At 76.7% G+C, this 21,895-nt stretch carries 19 protein-coding genes; 15 read left to right on the top strand and 4 right to left on the bottom strand.

The window, feature by feature from the left end; genetic code table 11:
• Window positions 1–46 precede the first annotated feature (46 nt).
• Window positions 47–1,312, bottom strand: a complete 1,266-nt coding sequence (locus ACI769_RS12535; protein WP_409141677.1) for a CynX/NimT family MFS transporter — start codon at window positions 1,310–1,312, stop codon at window positions 47–49.
• 75 nt (window positions 1,313–1,387) lie between these two features.
• Here ACI769_RS12535 and ACI769_RS12530 point away from each other — a divergent pair, with 75 nt between their 5' ends.
• The 8 genes from ACI769_RS12530 (at window position 1,388) to ACI769_RS12495 (ending at window position 10,544) form a co-directional block, all read left to right on the top strand.
• Window positions 1,388–2,065, top strand: coding sequence for a FadR/GntR family transcriptional regulator (locus ACI769_RS12530; protein ID WP_409141676.1), 678 nt, complete (start codon window positions 1,388–1,390; stop codon window positions 2,063–2,065).
• Window positions 2,066–2,432: 367 nt separating this feature from the next.
• Window positions 2,433–2,831: a hypothetical protein gene (locus ACI769_RS12525; protein WP_409141675.1), complete on the top strand. Its 399-nt coding sequence runs from the start codon at window positions 2,433–2,435 to the stop codon at window positions 2,829–2,831.
• Window positions 2,832–3,029: 198 nt separating this feature from the next.
• Window positions 3,030–3,788, top strand: coding sequence for an ABC transporter ATP-binding protein (locus tag ACI769_RS12520; RefSeq protein ID WP_114553763.1), 759 nt, complete (start codon window positions 3,030–3,032; stop codon window positions 3,786–3,788).
• The gene (locus tag ACI769_RS12515; protein WP_409141674.1) at window positions 3,785–4,675 is read left to right on the top strand and encodes a hypothetical protein; all 891 of its coding nucleotides are present in this window, start codon (window positions 3,785–3,787) and stop codon (window positions 4,673–4,675) included. The genes ACI769_RS12520 and ACI769_RS12515 overlap by 4 nt, the downstream gene beginning before the upstream one ends.
• Window positions 4,676–4,745: 70 nt before the next feature.
• Window positions 4,746–5,519: a hypothetical protein gene (locus ACI769_RS12510; RefSeq protein ID WP_241770036.1), complete on the top strand. Its 774-nt coding sequence runs from the start codon at window positions 4,746–4,748 to the stop codon at window positions 5,517–5,519.
• Between the two features lie 34 nt (window positions 5,520–5,553).
• The gene (locus ACI769_RS12505) at window positions 5,554–7,014 is read left to right on the top strand and encodes a sensor histidine kinase (RefSeq protein WP_409141673.1); all 1,461 of its coding nucleotides are present in this window, start codon (window positions 5,554–5,556) and stop codon (window positions 7,012–7,014) included.
• Window positions 7,011–7,685: a response regulator transcription factor gene (locus tag ACI769_RS12500; protein ID WP_061267712.1), complete on the top strand. Its 675-nt coding sequence runs from the start codon at window positions 7,011–7,013 to the stop codon at window positions 7,683–7,685. The genes ACI769_RS12505 and ACI769_RS12500 overlap by 4 nt, the downstream gene beginning before the upstream one ends.
• Before the next feature lie 147 nt (window positions 7,686–7,832).
• On the top strand, window positions 7,833–10,544 hold the full coding sequence (locus ACI769_RS12495) for a cation-translocating P-type ATPase (RefSeq protein WP_409141672.1): 2,712 nt from the start codon (window positions 7,833–7,835) through the stop codon (window positions 10,542–10,544).
• Window positions 10,545–10,566: 22 nt separating this feature from the next.
• Here ACI769_RS12495 and ACI769_RS12490 read toward each other — a convergent pair whose 3' ends face one another.
• The 3 genes from ACI769_RS12490 to ACI769_RS12480 all read right to left on the bottom strand — a co-directional run bounded on the left by ACI769_RS12490 (window position 10,567) and on the right by ACI769_RS12480 (window position 15,107).
• Window positions 10,567–13,248 (bottom strand): LuxR C-terminal-related transcriptional regulator, encoded by a 2,682-nt coding sequence (locus tag ACI769_RS12490; RefSeq protein ID WP_409141671.1) that lies wholly within the window; start codon window positions 13,246–13,248, stop codon window positions 10,567–10,569.
• A 65-nt stretch (window positions 13,249–13,313) separates the two neighbouring features.
• Window positions 13,314–14,714 carry a hypothetical protein gene (locus ACI769_RS12485; RefSeq protein ID WP_409141670.1) on the bottom strand — a complete coding sequence of 467 codons (1,401 nt, stop codon included), beginning with the start codon at window positions 14,712–14,714 and terminating at the stop codon, window positions 13,314–13,316.
• Between the two features lie 9 nt (window positions 14,715–14,723).
• Complete coding sequence (locus tag ACI769_RS12480) at window positions 14,724–15,107, bottom strand: SHOCT domain-containing protein (protein ID WP_034654895.1); 384 nt, start codon at window positions 15,105–15,107, stop codon at window positions 14,724–14,726.
• A gap of 189 nt (window positions 15,108–15,296) precedes the next feature.
• On the opposite strand from ACI769_RS12480, the gene ACI769_RS12475 reads away from it, so the two are divergent.
• The 7 genes from ACI769_RS12475 to ACI769_RS12445 all read left to right on the top strand — a co-directional run bounded on the left by ACI769_RS12475 (window position 15,297) and on the right by ACI769_RS12445 (window position 21,863).
• Entirely contained in the window at window positions 15,297–15,884 is a 588-nt protein-coding gene (locus tag ACI769_RS12475) for an SHOCT domain-containing protein (protein WP_409141669.1), read from the top strand.
• A 183-nt stretch (window positions 15,885–16,067) separates the two neighbouring features.
• A complete protein-coding gene (locus ACI769_RS12470) occupies window positions 16,068–17,105 on the top strand; it encodes an ABC transporter substrate-binding protein (RefSeq protein ID WP_021482976.1) in 1,038 nt (345 codons plus the stop codon).
• Window positions 17,102–17,920, top strand: coding sequence for an ABC transporter ATP-binding protein (locus tag ACI769_RS12465; RefSeq protein WP_396051850.1), 819 nt, complete (start codon window positions 17,102–17,104; stop codon window positions 17,918–17,920). Before ACI769_RS12470 ends, ACI769_RS12465 begins: the two co-directional genes overlap by 4 nt.
• The gene (locus ACI769_RS12460; RefSeq protein ID WP_396051852.1) at window positions 17,917–18,813 is read left to right on the top strand and encodes an ABC transporter permease; all 897 of its coding nucleotides are present in this window, start codon (window positions 17,917–17,919) and stop codon (window positions 18,811–18,813) included. The genes ACI769_RS12465 and ACI769_RS12460 overlap by 4 nt, the downstream gene beginning before the upstream one ends.
• 55 nt (window positions 18,814–18,868) lie before the next feature.
• Window positions 18,869–19,528, top strand: a complete 660-nt coding sequence (locus ACI769_RS12455) for a GntR family transcriptional regulator (RefSeq protein ID WP_021483335.1) — start codon at window positions 18,869–18,871, stop codon at window positions 19,526–19,528.
• Window positions 19,529–19,605: 77 nt separating this feature from the next.
• Window positions 19,606–20,562 (top strand): Ldh family oxidoreductase, encoded by a 957-nt coding sequence (locus tag ACI769_RS12450; protein WP_409141668.1) that lies wholly within the window; start codon window positions 19,606–19,608, stop codon window positions 20,560–20,562.
• Entirely contained in the window at window positions 20,559–21,863 is a 1,305-nt protein-coding gene (locus ACI769_RS12445; protein WP_114554050.1) for an acyl-CoA thioesterase/bile acid-CoA:amino acid N-acyltransferase family protein, read from the top strand. Before ACI769_RS12450 ends, ACI769_RS12445 begins: the two co-directional genes overlap by 4 nt.
• Window positions 21,864–21,895 lie beyond the last annotated feature (32 nt).

Raw genomic sequence — 21,895 nt, 5'->3', positions numbered from 1 at the left:
GGCCGCGGCGCGTCGGCCGGGCGCCGCCCCGAGCCCGCGTGCGGCGTCACGCGCCGGCCGCGCGGTCCTCCACGTCGTCCGCCGGACGGTCGGCGACCACGACGGCGTCGTCGACGAAGCGGGGTCGGCAGGCGAACCAGCCGGCCACGACCCCGGGGACGGCGGTCGCGGCGAGCACGACGAGCGGGACGGACCACGAGCCGGTCGCCTCGCGCAGCAGGCCGAGCCCGAGGGGCCCGAAGCAGGCGATCCCGTACCCGATGCCCTGGACGAAGCCGGACACGGCCGACGCCGCCTGGGCCGTCCGCGTGCGCCGGTTGATGAGCGTCATGCACAGGGGGAAGGTGCTCACCCCGATGCCGAGGGCGCACACCCACACCACCGTGCCGTCGAGCGGGGAGAGCAGGAGGCCCAGGTACCCGGCGACGAGCACCACCGAGCACGCGACCACGACGACGAACGGGTTGGTCATCCGGGTGGCGACCTGGGGCACCACCAGCGCCGCGAGCACGCCCCACGCCGAGTACAGCGCGACCATGGAACCGCCGAGCGCGGCGCTGCCCCCGGCGTCGGTGAGGACGGCCGGCACCCACGTGATGATCGCGTAGTTGGACAGCGACATCATGGCGAAGAGGCCGACGAGGCCCCACGCGGTGGACGACCGGCCCACCCGGAGGCGCGCACCGGCCGCCGCGACGGGTGCGGGCGCGTGATGGGCGGCGGGCAGCCGGAGCGCGAGCAGCAGCCAGACGACGGCGGCCACGGCGGCCGGACCGGCCCAGAGCCCCACGGACAGGCGCCAGCTGCTCGCCTCGGCGACCGGCACCGCGAGCAGCGGGGCGGCGAACTGCCCCGTCTGCATGAGGAGGAGGTAGAGCGAGGTCCACAGCGCGAGCCGGTCGGAGAACCAGGCCTTCACCAGCGGCACGATGACGACGTTGGCCGCCCCGATGCCCGCGAGCGCGAGCACCGTCGACAGGACGAGCACGGTCGTCGTCGGGGAGGCCGCGCGCAGCACGAGGGACAGCGCGGTGAGGCCCAGCGCCACGGTGGCCGTGCGCTCGAGCCCGAACCGCCGCGTGACCGCGGGCGCGAGGAAGCCGAACACGGCGAACGACGCCGCGGGGACCGTGCCGAGCAGGCCCGCGACGGCGACCCCGAACCCGAGGTCGGTGCCCACCGTCTCCAGCAGCGGGGTGAACCCGGTCACCGCCGTCCGGAGGTTGAGGGCCGTCAGCGCGACGGCGAGACCCGCCCAGAGCGTGAGGCGTCCGGGGCGCACGCGGGGTCGGGAGGGAGAGAGGGTCGTCACGCTACACTCCACACTGAGGTCGGCGGATGATGGGATCATGGGATGAATCTGGAGCAGTCTGGCACAGGCGGACCGATGCGTCGAGTAGGCCTCATCGACCAGGCCGCGGCGCGCTTCGGGGACGAGATCGTCTCGGGTCGCTGGGCGGTCGGCGAACGGATCCCCACGGAGGCCGCGCTCGTGGCGGAGTTCGGCGTCGGGCGCAACACGGTGCGCGAGGCGCTGCAGTCGCTCGTGCACGCCGGGCTGCTGCGCCGCGAGCAGGGCCGCGGCACGTTCGTCATCTCGAGCTCCGAGCTGAACGGCACCCTGGAGCGCCAGCTCGCGGGCGGCAGCCGCCGCCACTACCTCGAGCTCCGCCTCGCCCTCGACAGCACCGCCGCCTCGCTCGCCGCGGCGAGCCGCTCGGACGACGACGTCGAGCACCTGCGCGAGCTCCGCGACCGGCGGGAGGCGGCCTGGGGGGCCGACGACCGCGACGCCCGCGCGCGCGCCGACCTCGACCTGCACCGCGCGATCGTCGCCGCGACGCACAACCCGCTCTACGTCACGCTCTACTCGAGCATGCTCGACGTCTTCACCGTGCACATGCGCGACGAGGAGAACGCGGACGACGAGGCGGCGCACCGTCACCACCACGAGCTGGTCGAGGCCGTCGCACGGCAGGACGCCGCCGGGGCCGCGGCAGCGGTCGCCGCGATCTTCGACCCGTTCCTGCCGCTCGCGGACGCCGGACCCTCCCCCATCCGCTGAGGCACGGCGCCCGGCCGGGCGGCAGGACGCGCCGGGACAGCGAGAGGCCCCGTCGTGTGGAGCGACGGGGCCTCTCGATCCGCTGTCTCATTCGGATCCCGCCGGCGCTCTCACGCCGGAAGCATGGCCCCGAGCCTACCGCTCCCGTCCGGGTTCGCGTGCCGTAGCGTCGGGGCGTGACCGCGCCCACCCCCGGCGACGACCGGGCGGAGCTCCTCTGGCTGCCCGTCGGGGCGGGGGCCACGTCGTCCGCCGCACGAGCGCCGCGTGGGAGCGCGCCGCCGCGCTGCTCGCGCGGCGGCGCCCCCGCCGGCTGTTCCACGCGGCGCTGGGGCTGCGGTGCGACGGGTTGCCGTACGTCGTCGAGATGACCCCTGCGTGGGGCGGCCCGCCGTGCGACCGTGGCGTCGTCGTGACCGGCCCCGTGGGTCTGCGGCCGCTGGGCCGCTCCCGCTGGTTCCGGTACGAGGTGCGCTGCTGGGCGCACGGCGCGATCCCCGACCGGGAGCACGCCGTCGGGCCACCCGTCCTCGTCACGCGCGACGCCGCCGCGGTCGCGCGGATCCTGCGGGCCGTGCGTGGCGTCCCGCCGCTCACGTGGGGTCGGCGGCCGCCCGGCGGGGGCGAGATGTGGAACTCGAACTCGCTCGTCGCGTGGTCCCTCGCCCAGGCAGGGCTCGCGACCGACCACGTCCCCCCGGGCGGTGGGCGCGCACCGGGATGGGACGCGGGCGTCCTGTTGGCCGCGAGGACCGCCACCGCCTGACCGTCGTCGTCCCCGCAGGGGCCGCGCCCCGTCCCGCCCGGCCACCCCGTCCCACCTGGGCACGACCTCCTCCTCCCCGAGGAGGAGGCGGGAGGGTCGCGGATCTCCGCCGACCGCCCGAGCCGGGGCCCCGCGGGCGTCCGTAGCGTCGACGGCGGCGGTGCTCGACAACCGGGCCCGCGGACGACGGGAGGACCGATGATCCAGGTGGAGGCGCTGACGAAGCGCTACGGACCCACGACGGCGGTGGACGGGCTGACGTTCACGGCGCGGCCCGGGACCGTGACGGGCTTCCTCGGCCCGAACGGCGCCGGGAAGTCGACGACGATGCGCGTCGTCGTCGGGCTGGAGCGGCCGACCTCGGGCGCGGCGACCGTCGACGGCCGGCGGTACGCGGACCTGCCGGCGCCGCTGCGCGCCGTCGGGGTCATGCTCGACGCCCGCTCCGTGCACCCCGGTCGCACGGCGTTCCGCCACCTGACGGCGCTCGCCCGCACGCACGGAATCGGGCGGGCACGCGTGGACGAGGTGATCGGGATGACGGGCCTCGAGAGCGTCGCGGGGCGGCGTGCGGGCACGTTCTCGCTCGGGATGGGCCAGCGTCTCGGCATCGCGGGCGCGCTCCTCGGCGACCCGGGGACGCTCATCCTCGACGAGCCCGTCAACGGCCTGGACCCCGACGGCGTGCTGTGGGTGCGCGGTCTCGTGCGCGGCCTCGCGGCCGAGGGACGCACGGTGCTGCTGTCGTCCCACCTCATGCACGAGCTCGCGCTGTGCGCCGACCGCGTCGTCGTCATCGGCCAGGGCCGGCTGCTCGCCGACGCGCCGGTGTCGGAGCTCGCGGGCGAGGCGGGCTCGCTCGAGGACGCGTACCTGCGGCTCACCGCCGACGCCGTCCAGTACCGCGGCCGTGCCGCGGGCGAGACCGGCCTGGCGTCGGCCGGAGGTGCCCGATGACCGCACCTACCGCCCGGACCGCACCGACCGCGTCGTCGCGGCGTGCGCACCCGGCAGGACCCCGGCCCGCGATCGCCGGTGGCCCCACGCTCCCCCGCGCCGTCGCCGCGGAGTGGACGAGGCTGACGAGCCTGCGCTCGTCGTGGTGGGCGGCCACGCTCACCGTCGCCGTCTCGGCGGTGCTGACGTACCTCTCGGCGCAGGCGTCGTCCGTGGACCCGGGGTTCGACCCGCTCGGCTCCCTCACGTCGGGCCTGCTGCTGGCCCAGGTGCCGCCGCTCGTCCTGGGCGTCCTCGTCGGGACGGGCGAGTACAGCACCGGCACGTTCCGCACGACGTTCGTCGCGGAGCCGTGGCGCTGGCCCGTGCTCGTGGGGCAGACGGCGGCGACCGCCGCGTTCGCGCTGCTCACCGCGGTGATGGCGGTCGCGGCGGCGGTGCTCGCGCTGCTGCCGTCGGCGCGCTCGCGCAACCTCGCCCTCGACCTCGGCGGCGACGGCACGCCGCAGGTGCTCGTCGGCATGACGCTCCTGCTCGCCGGCATGGCCCTGCTCGGCCTCGCGATCGGCGCGCTGGTGCGGCGACCCGTGCCCGCCGTCACCGCCGCGGTGCTCGTCGTGCTCGTCCTGCCCGTCGCGCTCGTCCTCGCGGCCGATCTGTCGGGCGACCCGCTCGCCGCGCCCGCGGGGGTCTCGTCCGCGCAGGCCGCGGTGAACACGGTGGTCACGTTCCTGCCCACCGGGGCGGCGTCGCTGCTCACGGGCGAGGGTGCCGTCGAGGGCGCGCCCGACCTGGGCGCCGTCGGCGGCGGGCTCGTCCTGGCGGCGTGGGTCGTCGTGCCGCTCGCGCTGGCCGCCGTCCGCCTGCGCACGCGGGACGTGGTCTGACGTGGCGGCGACGATCCCCCCGCCGGACCCCGCGCCGACCCGCACCGCGCGCGCGCCGGACCGTCCGCAGGTGACCCTGCTCCGGGTGCTCGCGGCGGAGCGGGACAAGCTGACGAGCCTGCGCTCGACGGCCTGGCTCGCGCTCGCGACCGTCGCCGCGGCGGCGGGGACGGCGTGGGCGCTGGGCGCGTTCGCCCGGCCCGACGCCGGGTCGTCGGGCGCACCGCTCGCCGTCGCGGGGTTCGTGCTCGCCCAGCTCGGCTTCCTCGTGCTCGGCGCGGGCGTCGGCGCCGGGGAGTTCCGGACCGGCACCGCGCGCGTGACGTTCGTCGCGGTCCCTCGCCGCCTGCCCGTGCTCGCGGCGCAGGCGCTCGTGACGGCGGCGGCCGCGCTCGCCGTCGCGGTCCTCGCGCTGGGCGCGGCGCTCGCCGCGACAGCCGGGCAGCGCGCCGACGCCGCGCTCGTGCTCGACCTCGCGGACCGGGAGACGCTGCGCGTCCTCGCAGGCTTCGTGCTCTACCTGACCGGGGTCGCCCTCGTGGGCCTGGGCCTGGGGTCGCTCGTGCGGCGACCGGACGGGGCGCTCGTGGGTGGGGTCGTGCTGCTCGTCGTGCTCGACCACGTGCTCGCGACGAACCCGGGCCGGGTCGCGGACACGGCACGCGCGCTCCTGCCCGGGGCAGGGGCGCGCCTGCTGCAGGACGACGCCCGGCTCGCCGCGCTCGACGCGACGACCCTGGGCCCGCACCTCGGCACGTGGGGCGGGGGTCTCGTCCTCGCGGCGTGGGTCGCCGCGCTGCTCGCGGCGGCGGCGTACCGGCTGCGGCGCCATGACGTCGTCTGACGCGCCGCGCGACGGCCGATGGGAGAGTAGGCCCGTGCCCTCGTCGCCCCTCGCCCTCCCCTCCGCGCCCGGGGCGCACGACGGCGGACCGCGCGCGGAGCCCGACGTCCGGCGGCGCGGCGCCGTCGGCCGCGTGCTCGCGCGGCACCCCTGGGCGACCGACCTCGCGCTCGCGGGCGCGGTCGCGCTGCTCGGGCTCGTCACCGCGGCGGTCGCGCTCATGACCGTCGAGGGCTCCACCGGGCTGGGGCTGTTCCACGCCGACGCGCCCGTGGCGCAGGTGGTCGTCACGGCCTGGCTCGTCGGCGCCGCCCTCGGGGCGGCGCTGCTCCTGCTCCGGCGGTCGCGCCCGCTGACCGTCACGGCGATCCTCACCGTCCTGGCCGTCGTGTCGCTCGCGACGGCGGGGGTGCTCGGCGTGCTCGGCGTGTGCCTCGCGTGCGCGGTGCACGCCGTCGCCGCCGAGCGCCCGCCCCGCACGGCATGGGTCGTGTGCGGTGCGGTGCTGTGCGTCGTCGTGGCCGCGCTGTGGTGGAGCCAGGACATCGGGGTCGCCGAGATGCTCCTGTGGAGCGACCCCATCGTCCTGCCGGACGGCGACCCGGTGCGCGACCTCGCGCAACCGCCCTTCTCCCCCGGCAGGCGCTCCGCGTCGGTCTTCCTCCTCGTCGCGCTCCTGCTGCTGGGGATGGCCACCGGCTCGGGGGTGCGGGCGCGCCGGCTGCACGACGAGGACCTCGTCGCGCGCTACCGCGCCCTGGCGCGCGACCGCGACCAGAGCGCGGCGCTCGCCCGGGCCGCCGAGCGGGCGCGGATCGCGCGCGAGATGCACGACGTCGTCGCGCACAGCGTGTCCGTGATGGTCGCGCTGTCCGACGGCGCGGGCGCGGCGCTCGACCGGGCGCCGGACCGCTCGCGCGAGGCCCTGCACGAGCTCTCCCGCACGGGACGGGACGCGCTGGCCGACATGCAGCGCGTCCTCGGCGCGCTCGACCCCGAGGAGGGCGGCGACGGGGCGGGCACCCCGGTCGAGCCGACCGGGACGGACCTCGCGGCCGTCGTCGCACGGTTCCGCGCGGCGGGCGTGCCCGTCGCCGCGAGCGGCCTCGACGTCGCGCTGCCTGCGGACACGTCGCTGCGGCTCGGGGCCGTGCGCATCGTGCAGGAGGCCCTGACCAACGTGCTGCGGCACGCGCCCGGGACGCCGGCGGCCGAGGTCGTCGTGCGTCGCACCGAGCGCGCGGTCGAGATCGACATCCGCGACGACGGCGGCACGCGCCCGGGGACCGAGGGCGGGAGCGGGCGCGGCATCGTGGGCATGCGCGAGCGCGCCGCGCTGCTCGGCGGCAGCGTCGAGGCCGGCCCGCGGCCGGGCGGCGGCTGGGCGGTGCACGTCGTCCTGCCCTGCGACCCGGCCGAGGGCGGAGCCCGGAGCGCCCCCGCCCAGGAGCACCCGCACCGTGACGTGCACGACGACGAGGGAGGACGACCGTGACGACCGTGCTGCTCGTCGACGACCAGGCGCTGCTGCGGATGGGCTTCCGGCTCGTCATCGAGTCCGAGCCCGACCTCGAGGTGGTGGGCGAGGCCTCCGACGGACGCGTCGCGCTCGACCAGGTCGCGGCCCTCGCCCCCGACGTCGTCGTCATGGACGTCCGGATGCCCGGCATGGACGGCATCGAGGCGACCCGGCGCGTCGTCGCCGAGCACCCCGGGACGCGCGTGCTCGTGCTCACGACGTTCGACGTGGACGAGTACGCGTTCGCGGCGCTGCGCGCCGGGGCGAGCGGGTTCCTGCTGAAGAACGCGCGCCCGCACGAGCTCGTCGAGGCGATCCGCACCGTCGCGGCAGGGAGCTCGGTCGTCGCGCCCCGCGTGCTGCGCCGCATGCTCGACCTCTTCGCGCCGCACCTGCCCGCGGGCGAGCAGCCGGCCGTCGACGACGGCCTCGACCCCCGGCTGCGCTCCCTCACGCCGCGCGAGCTCGACGTCCTGCGGTGCGTGGCCGAGGGTATGTCGAACGCCGAGATCGCCGACCGCCTCGTACTGTCCGCGACGACCGTGAAGACGCACGTCGGCAACCTGCTGGCCAAGCTGGGCGTGCGCGACCGGGTGCAGGCCGTGATCGTCGCGTACGAGAGCGGGCTCGTGGGGTCGCGCGGCTGAGGCCCGGGCGGCACGCGCGTCGAGCGCGGGCGTCGGCGGCACGTCGCGCACCGGTGCCGCGCCGCCGCGGGGCGTTCACCCCCGCCGGGTGAGGACCCCGCCCGAGCCCGCTGCGACGGTGGGACGAGCGCCCGAGAGGAGCCGAGGATGACGGCTGCACCGATCCCCCGACAGCAGGCACCGGCCCCCACGGGCCCCTGGCACACGGCACCGCCCGAGGCGGTGTGCGCGGCGCTCGACGTCGACCCGGCCGTCGGGCTGACGTCCGCGCAGGTCGCCGAGCGGCGCGCGCGCTACGGGCCGAACGCGCTCGCGCAGGAGCGCAAGGAACGGCCGTGGCAGGCGTTCCTGCGCCAGTACCGCGACCTCATGCAGCTCGTCCTCGTCGGCGCGGCCGTCGTGAGCATCATCGCGCTCGGGGACGTGACGACCGGCGTCGTCGTGCTCGCCCTCACCGTCCTCAACGCGCTCATGGGCCTGCACCAGGAGGGCAAGGCGGCCCAGAGCGTCGCCGCGCTCCAGCAGATGCTCGTCATGACGGCCACCGTGCGCCGCGACGGGCGCCAGGAGCAGGTTCCCGCCGAGGAGCTCGTGCCGGGCGACGTCGTCGGGTTCGAGGCGGGCGGCAAGATCCCCGCGGACGGGCGGCTGCTCGTCGCCGCCTCGCTCGAGATCGAGGAGGCCGGGCTCACGGGCGAGAGCACGCCCGTCGCGAAGGGCGTCGCGGCGGTCACGGCCGACGACGCCCCCCTCGGCGACCGCACCGACATGGCGTACATGAACTCCCAGGTCACGCGCGGCCGCGGCGAGATGGTCGTGACCGCCACGGGCATGACGACCGAGGTGGGCCGCATCTCCGGGATGCTCAGCGGGGTCGAGCAGGACAAGACCCCGCTCACGCGCCAGCTCGACCGCATCACGGTGATCATCACGGTCATGGCGGCGGTCGCCCTCGTCGTGGTCGTCGTGCTGGGGCTCGTGCGCGGCGAGGACTTCGACAGCCTCTTCGTGGTCGGGATCAGCCTGGCGATCGCCGCGATCCCGACAGGGCTGCCCGCCGTCGTGACGATGCTCCTGTCGCTCGGCACGCGCCGGCTCGCCGAGGAGGGCGCGATCGTCAAGCGCCTCAAGTCCGTCGAGACGCTCGGGTCGACGTCGGCGATCTGCTCCGACAAGACCGGGACGCTCACGCTCAACCAGATGACCGCGCGCCGGCTCGTGCTCGCCGGGCGCCGGTTCTCCGTCGACGGCGAGGGCTACTCCACGACCGGCCGCATCCTCGCGGCGGCCGGGTCGACCGACGTCCCGCTCGAACCGGTCGCGCTTCCCCTGGCGCTCGCGAGCGACGCCGTCGTGCGCGACGGCGAGTGCATCGGCGACCCCACGGAGGGCGCGGTCGTCGTGCTCGCGGCCAAGGCCGGGCTCGACGTCGAGGAGACGCGCGCCGAGCACCCGCGCGTCGCGGAGGTCCCGTTCGACGCCGCGTACAAGCTCATGGCGACGTTCCACGAGATCGACGGCGAGCTCGTGTGCTTCGTCAAGGGCGCCCCGGACGTGCTGCTCGCCCGCTCGGCCCGGTACCTCACGGCCGACGGCGGGTCGGCGCCCCTCGACGACCAGGGCCGCGCGCGCGTCCTCGCGGAGAACGACGCGCTCGCGGGCGAGGGCATGCGCGTGCTGGCCGTCGCGCGGCGCACCGTCGCGCGCGACGAGCTCACGGGTGACCTGCTCGACGCGGTGCGCGACCTCGAGCTCCTCGCGCTCGTCGGGATCGTGGACCCTCCGCGCCGCGAGGCGCGCGACGCCATCGCCGAGTGCCGCGACGCCGGCATCCGGGTACGGATGATCACGGGCGACCACGTCACCACGGCCGCCGCGATCGCCGGGCAGCTCGGGATCGAGGGGCGCGCGCTCACGGGCGCCGAGTTCGCCGCGATGTCCGACGCGCAGCTCGAGGCGGAGGTCGGCGAGATCGGCGTGGTCGCACGCGTGGCGCCGGAGGACAAGGTGCGGCTCGTCGACGTGCTCAAGCGCAAGGGCGACGTGGTCGCGATGACGGGCGACGGCGTCAACGACGCCCCCGCCCTGACGCGCGCGGACATCGGCGTCGCGATGGGGATCACGGGCACCGAGGTGACGAAGGACGCCGCCGAGATGATCCTCACCGACGACAACTTCGCCACGATCGTGGCGGCGGTCGAGGGCGGCCGCGGCCTCTACGACAACCTCATGAAGTACATCCGCTTCCAGATGGTCGTCCTCGTCGGGTTCATCCTCACGTTCGTCGGCGCGGGCATCTTCACCGTGGCCGGGGGCACCCCGCTCACGCCGCTGCAGATCCTGTGGGTCAACTTCGCGATCGACGTGCTGCTCGCCGTCGGCCTCGGCTTCGACGCCGCGACGCCCGGCCTCATGCGGCGTCGGCCCCGCCCGCCCACCGAGCCGGTCATCGGGCGCGCGCTCGGCGTGCGGCTCGCCGTCGGGGGCGTGCTCATCGCCGTCGGCACGCTCGTCGCCGTCGCGTGGGGCGAGGCCGACGCCGACCTCGCGGTCGCGACGACGATGGGCCTCACCGCGATGTCGCTCCTGCACGTCGTCGCCGCGCTCGAGTGGCGCGACCCGCGGGCGAGCATCCTGTCGTCCGAGACGCTCGCGAACGGCCGCTTCGTCGTGCTCCTGCTCGCGTCGCTCGGGCTCACGTTCCTCGTCACGACGCTCGACGGGCTGCAGCGGATCTTCGGCACCGTCGACCTCGACGGCGGCCAGTGGCGCGTGTGCGCGCTCGTCGCGCTCGCCTTCCTCGTCCTCGTCGAGCTCGGGAAGCTCGTGCTGCGCACGGTGGACCGGCGCCGCGCCTGAGCGCGTCTCCTCGGCAGACCCGTCAGGGCACGACGCCGAGCTCCCGGCCGCGCCGCACCGCCTCGCGCCGCGAGCCGACGCCGAGCTTGCGGTAGACCGACTTCAGGTGCGCCTTGACGGTGTTGACCGACACGAAGAGGTCGGCGGCCACCTCGGCGTTGCTCGCCATCGACGGCAGGACGGCGAGGACCGCGAGCTCGCGCTCGGTGAGCGGCTCGACGAGCGGGACCGGCTCCGGTGCCCGGCCCGGTGCGTCCAGATGGGTGCGCAGCAGCGCGGCGAGCGCGTCGTCGCGGCGCGCGACGGCGCGCGCGAGCGGCTCGTCGAGCTCGGTGCCCCGGACGGCGAGGAACGGCCGGACGACCCGCTCGGCGGCGGCCAGGTCGAGGGCCCGCCCGAGCGGGGCGTCGACGCGGCGCGTGCCCGCCCGGGCGAGCGCGGACGCCTCGACGAGCGCCGCCTCCACCCGCACGACGACGTCCGCCTCCTCCCCCGGCGCGTCCCCGAGGCCCGCCACGGCACGCTCCGCCGCCCCGGTGCGGCCCGCCGCGAGGAGCTCGCGCGCGCCGCAGACGGCGACGACCGCGGCGCTCCCGAGGCGTTCGCGCGCGAGGCGCGCCCCGAGCGCCGGGCTTGTGCCGTCGTCGACCAGACGCGCGGCCGCCGTGGCGCGCACCCACAGGTCCGCGAGCACGGGGGGCGTCGCGGACCGCCCCAGGGCGCGGTCCGCGGCGACGAGCGCCTGCCGCGCGGCGCGCGCGTGCCCTCGGTCCGCGGCGACGAGCGCCTGCAGCAGCCGCACGGCCGCCTCGGACGCGGGCTCGCGCCCGCCGGCGTCCGCCGCGAGGGCGTGCGCGAGGTGCCGGTCGAGCCCGTCGTCCGACGCCCGGAGGTACCGCACCCACGCGCGCGCCGCGTGCGCGGGCCGCACGTGCGCGTACCCGTCCCAGCCGCGGCGCTCCGCCTCGACGAGCACGTCGCGCGCGGCACCGTCCCCCGCGTCGAGCCGACCGGCCGCGACGGCGAGGAGCGCCGCGGCGGCGCGCGCCCCGAGGACGTAGAGCTGCGGGGCGCGCCACGACCGGCCACCGGGGGCGGCGAGCGTGCCCGACGTCGTCTCCCCCGCCGGCTCGGGGCCGACCGCGCACCACGCGAGGCCCGCCGCGCGGTGGGCCCGCGCGAGGCCCCGGTACGTCTCGAGGGCGGGGAACGGGTACGGCACCGCGTCCGCCGCGGCGAGCGCCGCGCCCGCGGCCGTCGCGAGGGCCCGCACGTCGCCGGTCGACCGCGCGGCGGACGCGGCGAGCAGCTCGAGGAGCACCGCGGCGGCGGGATCGGCCACCGGGTCCGCGGCCGGGGCGAGGAGGTCGCGCGCCCGCGCGACGTGGAGCCGCACGGCGTCGAACCGCTCGTCGACGGTCGCGAGCGCGCCCGCGCACAGGTGCAGGCGGGCGTCGGGCCGCAGGGTCGCGTACGGCACGCGCCGCAGGACCTGGGCGACGGTCTCGCGGTGCGGCCCGGCGAGCTCCGCCGCCGCCCCCTCGACGAACACCTCGCCGAGCAGCGGCCAGTCCTCCGCGGCCGCCGCGTGCTCGAGCGCGCGCAGCGCCTGCCCGTCCTGCGCGAACCAGCGCGCCGCGGCCTGGTGCGCCTCGCGCAGGCCCGCCGGGTCCTCGGTCCGCAGCTGGTGCAGGAGCATCTCGCGCAGCAGCGGGTGGTAGCGGTACCAGGTGCGCCGGCCGCCCGACGTCATGACGAAACCGTCCGCCGCGGCGAGGCCGGGGAGCAGCCGGTCCGTCGGCGCCCCCGGGTCGAGGACGGCCGCGAGGTCGGGGCACACCGCCGACGCCACGCTCGTGCGCAGGAGGAAGCGTCGGGCCTCGGGCCCCTGGCTGTCGAGGACCTCGGCGAGGAGGAACTCCGCCGCCGAGCGGGCGGCGCGCGCCCGGCTGGTCGCGTCGTGCTCCTCGACGCGCAGCCGCACCCCGACGGCCCAGCCGCCGGTCTCGCCGACGACCCGCCCGGCGTCGTCCGCCGCCAGGTCGCGTCCCTGCGCCGTCGCGAGCGCCGCGACCGCGGGGGCGTCGAACGCGAGCTCGGCGGCACCGACCTCCGTCATCTCGCCCTGCGCGCGCAGGCGCTGCAGGCGCAGGAGCGGGTCGACGCGGGTGAGGACCACGAGGTGCAGGGGCAGCCGGTAGCGCAGGAGGTCGTCCACCGTCGCCGCGACCTCGGCGCACGCGGCGTGGTGGAAGTCGTCGAGCACGAGGACCACGGGCTCGGGCAGCGCCTCGATCGCCGCGAGCACGCGGCGCAGGAGCGCCGGCGTGAGGCGCGGCGGGACGACGAGGGTCTCGAGCGGGTGCCCCGCGGGCACCGCCCCGGCCGCCCGCAGCGCCGCGAGCACGTCGGCCCAGAAGGCCGCCGGCTTGTCGTCGAACGGCTCGAGCGTCAGCCACGCGACCCGCGGGCCGGTGCCGCCGCGCGCCCACCGCGCCGCGACGGTCGTCTTCCCCCAGCCCGGGCCTGCCGACACGAGGGTGAGGCGGCGCGTGGCCGCCGCCGCGACGAGCGCCTCGACCTCCGGGCGGCCCACCGTGGACGGCGGCAGCTCGGGGACGGTGGTGCGGGCGCGCGAGGTCCCGGAGGCGTCCGTGACGTGCGTCACGTCCTCCCGCTCGGCACGGGGCTCGACCGAGGCCATGGGGGCAGGGTATTCCCGGGGCCCCCGGACCGCAGGGTGAGCGGAGCGCGGGCTCGCCACGCGCCTCAGGCCGGCCCGGGACCGGGCGGCGGGGCGACGACGGCGGGCGGGCGGGCGAGGACCTCGACGACGACGAGCACGAGGCCCGCGACCAGCGCGACCCCGACGACGAGGCCCGGCGTCGGCGTGCCCGCGAGCAGCAGGACGAGCGCGGCGGCCGCCACGACGACGACGCGCACGAACGCCTTGTGCCGGCCGAGCCAGTCGCCGACGGGGCCCGTCGAGACGCCCCGGCCCTCGCCCCAGCCGCGCACGGCGGCGCCCACGCGCCCGAGCCCCGCGCGCAAGCTGCGGGCCGACGCGCTCGGCCCGCCCACGTACGCGGCGAGCGCGACCACGAGCCCCAGCACGCCGACGGTGCGCAGCGTGAGGCGCAGGTAGCCGACGGCCTGGTCGAACACGACCTCCGCGGCGTCGAGCCGCAGCACCTGCCCCGAGAGCGCGCCGAGGTACAGGCCGCGCGCGACGGCGAGCCCGACGCCCAGCGCGACCATCGCCCCCGTGAGGGCGAGCCCGGCCACGACGAGCGCGCGCGAGCGGTGGTTCGCGACGAGGACGCCCGCGGCGAGCAGACCGAGCACGACCCACGGCAGCCACGTCGTGAGCGTCACGACCTGGGCGTACCGGTTCTGGAGCATGACGAGCTCGGCGGACTGCGCGACGGTGAACGTCGCGTCGACCGACGGGATGCGGGCCGCGACGTCCAGGCCGCGGTCCACGAGGCGTTCCTTGAGCAGGTCGATCAGGCCGGAGAGCTGGATCGACAGGCGGCCGTCGTCGCTCACCTGCAGGACGTCGCCGTCCTCGCCGCGCATCACGGCGACGAGCTGCTCGTGCGCCACGCGGTTCGCCTGGAGCCAGGCGCCCTCGAACGCGTCGCTCTCCACGAGCCGCGTCGCCGTCTCGTGCACGAGCGACTCGACGCCGCTCGTGAGCGGCGCCTCCAGCGCGGCGAGCGCGCGGGTCGCGCGCGGCGGGACGTCGCGCTCCTCCAGCCCGCCGACGAGGTCGTCGACGAGCGCGGCCACGTCGATGCGCGACATCACGACCTCGGTGAGCCGCCCGGCCACCGCGGACTGCACGACGGGGTCGCCCGCGAGCGGTCCGACCGTCGCGACGTAGCGGTCGGTGTCCGTGAGCTCGCGCTGCGCCCACGCCGAGACCGCGCCGAGCGGCGCGAGGAGCGCCCCGAGCGTGACGAGGACCGCGCACGCGGCGGCGCGCAGCCCGCGCCGGGGCCGCCGCGCCGCCTCCGGCGGGGTCGCGTCGCCGTCCGGGCCCGCGGGCGCCGCGGCGGCCGGCCGCTCCTCGAGCCGTCGGCGCAGCTCCGCGTTCTCGCGCTCCAGCGCGGCGAGGCGCGCGGCGACGGCGGACGCCTCGTGCCCCGGCGCGGTCTCGTCGGCCATCGCGCGTCCTCAGGCGAGCGCTCGGGCCTTGAGCCGGGCGAACTCGTCGGCGTCGATCGTGCCGGCGTCGTACAGCGCCTTGGCGTCCGCGATCTCGCTCGCCGGCGACCTGCCGGTGCCGGCGGTGGCCCGCACGTAGTCGTCCATGACCTGCCGACGCGCCTGCTGCTCCTCCGCGTGCCGCTCCGCCATTCCCCGCCCGCGCGCGATGACGTAGATCAGCGCGGACAGGTAGGGGACGAAGATCAGCGCGACGATCCACAGCGCCTTCCACCAGCCGCTGAGCGTCTTGTCGCGGAACAGGTCCGCGACGATCTGGAACAGCACGACGAGGTAGGCGATGAAGAAGAACCACCACACCATGAGCCAGAACCAGTCCCAGAATCCGTCCATCGGGCACCCCTCGTGTCGGGTCACGGCGGGCCCGTGACGCTCCCACTGTGGAGCGGCCCCGGCGTCCGCGTGCTCACCCGTCGGGGGTAGTCGGCCGCCCGGCGCCGCGGGCCACCCCCGCCGGGTGATCCCGCCCGGGTCCGTGCCCGCGCATCCTGGACCGACGTGGGCGAGCCGGGAGAAGGACGCATGGACCGCACGACGCTGGTCGAGGTGACGGTGCTGGGGCCGGTGGTGCTGCCCGAGCCCGACCTCGCCGAGCTCGGCGTGCGCCGGTCCGTGGAGTGCACGCGGCTCGAGGCCCGGGTCCGCGACCAGGCCGCGCTGTACGGCCTCCTCCAGCGGCTCGCGGCGCTGGGGCTCGACCTCGTCGAGCTGCGCACCGCGGCGCCCGACGACCGGCCCGACGTCGAGCTCGTCGTCCGCGGCCCCGTGGGCGCGCTCGTGCAGCAGATGCTGGACGACGTCGGGCGTGCCCACCCGGCGTCGAGCACGACGTACCGCGTGCAGGACACCGACCTCGTCGGCGTGCTCGGCGCCGTGACCGGGCTGCCCGACGACGACCGGTCCGGCGCGCACGTCGGGCCGCACGGCGGGCCGCAGGGCGGGGCGCAGGGCGGGGCGCACGACCCCGGGCACGGCGGGACGGCCTCCGGGGGCGCGTCCGCGATGGACGTGCGCATCGCGCAGCTGCGCGACCTCGCCGCGCTGCGGGACCGGGGCGTCCTCACCGACGCCGAGCTCGCGGAGCAGAAGGCGCGCGTCCTCGAGCCCTGAGGACGGCAGGCCGGGCGGGCGGGCCGCGCACGGTCGGCCGATGCCCCGTTCGGGGTTCTTTCGCGTTACGTCGTCCCACTGAGCGAGACGATGGGGACCACGCTGGGGTCAACTGATGCACTAGCGCATAGTGGCAAGCACATCACGGCGCGCTTGCTCGTGTGTCAGACCCCAGGAGGACTCATGGCCATCTCACGCCGCTCGTCGGTCACCATCTCGCTCGTCGCGGCGGCAGGGATCCTGGCGGGCTGTGCGGGCGGGAGCGACCCGTCCGGCGGCGGGGACGACGCCGCGCCGCAGATCTCGTTCCTCTACTCCCCCTACGCGGACTACGCGCCGTTCTTCCTCGCGGAGGACAAGGGGTACTTCGAGGAGGCGGGCGTCGACGTCGAGCTCCTCGCCAAGGGCGGGACGTCGGGCGAGACCTACCAGCTCGTCAGCACGAACAACGTCACGGCCGGTGGCGCGACGTGGGGCGCGGGCCTGTTCAACGCGACCGAGGCCGGCGCGTCGCTCTCGGTCATCGCGAGCGTCTCGCGCGTGCCGGAGAGCGGGCCGAACCCGGCCCCGTTCGTCGTCGCGGCCGACTCCGGCATCACGTCGATCGAGCAGGTCGCCGGCAGCCGCGTCGGCATCCCCGGCGACGGCGGCTTCGGCATCTACTCGGTGGCCAAGGCGCTGGAGGCCGGCGGCCTCACGCTCGACGACGTCGAGCTCGTCAACGTCGGCCCGCCCGAGACGGGCCCCGCGCTCGTGGGCGGCTCGGTCGACGCCGCCTGGTCGATCGAGCCCATCTCGTCGTCGCTCGAGAGCGAGGGCATCGCGTCCGAGATCCTCCCGATCGACTACCACGCGGGCACCGAGCTCGGCGCCCTGGTGTTCAGCACCGAGTACGTCGACGAGCACCCCGACGCGGTCGTCGCGTTCACGGCCGCGTACCTGCGCGCCGCCGCGGAGCTCGAGGCGGGCGGCTGGGACGACCCGGCGAACCAGGAGATCATCGCGCGCTACACCGAGCTGCCGGTCGAGACGCTCACGTCGCTCGCGCTCACGGAGCAGGACCCGACGGGCGAGATCGACTGGGAGGACGTGCACGCCCAGGAGCAGTTCTTCCGCGACCGCGGCACGCTCGAGTACGAGGGCGAGGCGGACGTCGAGAGCATCTTCCGCGCCGACCTTCTCGAGCAGGCGCGCGAGCGGGCCGCGGAGCTCGGCTCGTGACTGCCGTCTCCGTCGAGGGCCTCTGGAAGGGGTTCCACGACCGTCGCCGCGACGACGTGCTCGTCGCGCTCCAGGACGTGTCGCTCACCATCGAGGACAACGAGTTCGTCTGCGTGCTCGGACCCTCCGGGTGCGGCAAGAGCACCCTCCTGCGCATCCTCGCGGGCCTGGAGGAGGCCGACCGCGGCACGGTGACGATGGCGGCGCGCCCGTCCGTCGTCTTCCAGGACCACGGCGTACTGCCGTGGCTCACGGTCGAGCAGAACGTCGAGTACCCCCTGCGCCTGCGCGGCGTGCGGCGCTCGGCCCGGCGCGAGCGCGTCGCCCCGCTGCTGGACATGGTGGGCCTCACGGAGTTCCGCGGCTTCTACCCCCACCAGCTCTCGGGCGGCATGCGGCAGCGCACGTCGGTCGCCCGGGCGCTGGCCGACGACGGCGCGACCCTCCTCATGGACGAGCCGTTCGGCGCGCTCGACGAGCAGACGCGCGTCGTGCTGCAGCAGGAGCTGCTGAAGCTCTGGTCGCAGACCTCGCGGTCGGTGCTCTTCATCACGCACAGCGTCGACGAGGCGCTCGTGCTCGCGGACCGCGTCGTCGTCATGTCCGCGCGGCCCGGGCGCATCCTCGCCGACGTGCGGGTCCCCTTCGACCGCCCGCGCGACATCCTCGAGCTGCGCCGCGACCCGCGCCACGGCGAGATCACGTACGAGCTGTGGCAGCTGCTGCGGGACGCCGAGGCACAGGACGCTGCGGTGCAGGACGCGGCGGGGGCGGACGAGCGCTCCGCCGCGGGCGTCCGGGAGGCGGTCGCATGACGACCCCGACGGACGAGCGCGCCCCCGTCCGCCCGGGCGGCCACGCCGCGCCGGGCGGCGCCCCAAACGCGCCCCACGACGCCGACGACCGCACGGCCGAGATCACGCGCGAGCTGACCGAGGAGCTGCGCCGCCGGCGGACGGGTCGCCTCGTGCGGGTCGTCGGGCCCTTCACGCCGCTCCTGCTCCTCGCGGTGTGGGAGCTCGCGAGCCGGACGAACGTGCTCGACGCGCGGTTCTTCCCGCCGCCGTCGTCGATCGCCGAGACGTTCGCGCAGCTCGTCGGGAGCGGCGAGCTCTTCGAGCACGCGGGCATCACGCTCACGCGCATCGCGATCGGGTTCGTGCTCGGCGCCGTGCCCGGGCTGGTCCTCGGGATCGCGCTCGGGTCGGTCACGACCCTGCGCACGCTCCTCGGGCCGATCTTCGCGAGCCTGCTGCCCGTGCCCAAGGTCGCGATCTTCCCGCTGCTGCTCCTCGTGTTCGGCCTCGGCGAGGCGAGCAAGTACGTGATCGTCGCGATCGGCGTGTTCTTCTACGTCTTCTACAACGCGATGGGCGGCGTGCTCCAGACGCCGCAGATCTACTTCGACGTGGCGACCGCCAACGGCGCGGGCCGGCTCCAGCGCTGGCGGACGGTCGCGCTGCCCGCCGCGCTGCCGAGCATCTTCACCGGGCTCAAGCTCGCGGTGGGCGGCGCGTTCGTCATCATCGCGGCCTCGGAGTTCGTCGGGTCGCGCAACGGCCTGGGTTACCTCATCTGGAGCTCGTGGACGACGTTCGCCGTCGCGAAGATGTACGTGGGCATCGTCACCATCTCCGTGCTGGGCTACCTCTCCACGACCCTGGTCACGGTGCTCGAACGACGTCTCGTGCCCTGGTCCCGTCAGTAGGAGGCAGCATGAACCCACCCCACCACGACCCGTCCCGCGTGCCCGGGGCCGGCGCATGAGCGTCGTCCCGGCCGCGGACCGGATCTACCACGAGCTGCGGCGCCGGATCATCTTCACCGAGCTGCGCCCCGGCGAGGAGATCGACGTCACCGAGACGGCGTCCGAGTTCGGGACGTCGCGCACCCCGGTGCGCGACGCGCTGCACCGCCTCGACCACGACGGCCTCGTGGACGTGCGCCCGCGCGCCCTGTGCCGCGTCGCCCCGGTCACCCTCAAGACGCTCGTCGACGTGCTCGACGTGCGCGAGGCGACGGGACCGATGGCGACGCGCCTCGCGGCCGCCCATGCGAGCCCGGCCGAGGTCGACGAGCTCGCGGCGATCGCCGAGGGCACGTACCCGCAGGCGCAGGACGTGCAGTCGATCCTGTCGGCGTCGCACCTGTTCCACTGCCGGGTCGCGAAGTACTCGCGCAACCCCCGGCTGCACGCGATCACCGAGCTCGCGCTCGAGGACCTGGAGCGGGCGTTCCGGCTCTGCGGGCGCCAGCCGCTGGAGCCCGGGCCGCCGCTCGACGACCACCGGCTCCTCATCGAGGCGCTCCGCGCGGGCGACGGCGAGCGCGCGGCCCGCCTCGAGCTCGAGCACATCCGTCGCGGTCGCAGCGTCGTCATGGGCCTCGCGATCGACTCCGGGGCGTTCTTCGGCGACGACTGAGCGTCCCCGCGCGACGACCCGCGCGTCCCGCCCCACCCGCACGACCCGACCCACCGCCACCACCCGAGAGGACCGCCGTGCCCGCCACCCCCACCGTGCGCGTCGACGCCGCGGCCGCCCGTGCCCGGGCCCGCGCGGCGCTCGCCGCCCACGACCCCGCCGACGCCGACCTCGCGGCCCGCGCCGTCGTCGCGGGGGACGCGTCGGGGTGGCCGGAGTTCGGCCTCGCGCTCCTCGTCCGCGAGCTGCGGGACGCGCGCGAGCGGACGACGACGGGGCGCGCCGGGACCGGGGCGCCGTCCGCCGTCGTGACCGGGGCGACCGCGACGCTGGACGCGCACGACCTCCCCGGGCCGGTCGCGCTCGCCGCGGCGGTCCGCCGGGCGGCGGGGCTCGCCCGCGGCCTCGGCGTCGGCGTGGTCGCCGTGCGCCACGTGGGCGGGACGGGGCGCGTCGGCGCGTACGTCCGCGCGCTCGCCGAGGACGGGCTGGTCGGGGTCGCGCTCGCCCAGTCCCCCGCGACCGTCGCCCCGTACGGCGGGACCGCGCCCGTGGTCGGCACGAACCCGCTCGCCGTGGCGGTGCCGCGGGCCGGGCAGGGTCGTGCGCTCGTCGTGGACGCCGCGACGAGCGCCGTCACGCTCGCCGACGCGCGGCGCCGCGCCCGGGAGGGCACGCCCCTGCCCGACGGCGCGGCGCTCGGCCCCGACGGCGAGACCACCCGGGACGCGGCTGCCGTCGGCGCGCTGCTCCCCGCGGGGCTGCTCGGGTCCCTCCTCGGTCTCACGGTGGAGGCGCTCGCCGGGCTGCTGACCGGGGCGCGCGGCGACGCCGTGGGCCGCGGTCTCTGGGTGCTCGCGCTGGACCCCCGCGCGTTCGGCGCCGAGGACCTCGCCGACCGGGCCGACCGCCTCGGCGACGACTGGACGCGCGCCGGAGGGCGCGTCCCGGGCGACCGGCCGGACGCGGAGACGTTCGACGTCGACCGCGACGTCTGGGACGCGCTGGACCCGGCGACGGGAGGCACGCCGTGACGCTCCGGCTCACCGTCAGCCCCGCCGACGACCTGCTCGACGTCCCCCGCCGCATCGAGGTGACCGGCGCCGCCCCGGGCGCGCTCGTCACGGTCCGCGCGACGACGGACCGCTCCGGGACCGCGTGGTCCGCCCGCGCGACCTACCGCGCGGACCGGTCAGGCACCGTCCTGCTCGACCGCGACCCGCCGATGTCCGGCGACTACGGGCGCGTCGACGGGATGGCGCTCCTCACGTCGCAGCGGCTCGACCCGACGCCCGGCACAGCGGCCGGCCGGCCGGCCGCGACCGACGTCTCGCGCCCGCTGCGCACGCGCCTCGAGGCGTGGGACGAGTCCGACGCCACGCAGCGCGCGACGGCCGACCTCGTGCAGCGCTGGACCGGGCCCGGGGTGCGACGGCGCGAGGTCCGCGAGGACGGGCTCGTCGGCACGCTCTTCGTGCCGCAAGGCGACGGTCCGCACCCGACGATCGTCGTGCTCAACGGCTCCGGCGGGGGGATCAACGAGCAGCGCGGCGCGCTCTACGCGTCGCGCGGCGTGCAGGCGCTCGCGCTCGGCTACTTCGGCGTTCCCGGGCTGCCCGACCACATCACCCGCACGCCGTTGGAGTACTTCGAGACCGCGCTGCACCACGTGCACCGCGAGCTCGCGCCGCGCGGCGGCGTCGTCGTGGTGAGCGGCCAATCGCGGGGCGGCGAGCTCGCGCTCCTGCTGGGCGCCACCTACCCCGGCCTGGTGGGCGCCGTCGTCGCCTACGTGCCCGGGGCCCACGTGCACGGCTCCCAGGGCGCCGCGGACCCCGCGCAGGGGTGGGACTCCCCCACGTGGACGCTCGACGGCGAGCCGCTCCCGCACCTGTGGCAGGACAACCCCGGCGTGACGTGGCAGCCGTGGACGGGCGGGCCGCCCCCGGACCGGTACCGCGACGTCTACGTCGACGGCCTGCGCGACCGCGAGTTCGCCAGCGCGTCGCGCATCCCCGTCGAGCGCATCGCGGGCCCCGTCGCGTGCGTCTCCGGCATGGCCGACGGCCTGTGGCCCTCGAGCATGTACGCCCGCCAGGTCGTCGAGACGCTGCGCGCCGCGGGCCACGCCCACGAGACGCTGCTGCTCGACTACCCCGATGCGGGCCACTCGATCGCCCTGCCGCACCTCCCCGTCGCGCAGGGCCCGACGCGCCACCCCGTCTCCGGCATCGAGCTGTCGGCCGGCGGGACCCCCGCGGGCAACGCGTTCGCCGACGCCGACTCGTTCGCGCAGGTGTGCGCGTTCGTGGAGCGCGCGACGCGCGTGCCCTGACCTGCGCCCCGACCCTGTCCCGACCTGTGACC

This window comes from Cellulosimicrobium sp. RS, assembly GCF_046159675.1.
Lineage (GTDB): Bacteria > Actinomycetota > Actinomycetes > Actinomycetales > Cellulomonadaceae > Cellulosimicrobium > Cellulosimicrobium funkei.
Note: the sequence above shows the minus strand (reverse complement) of the source record. Positions and strands in the feature narration are given on the sequence as shown.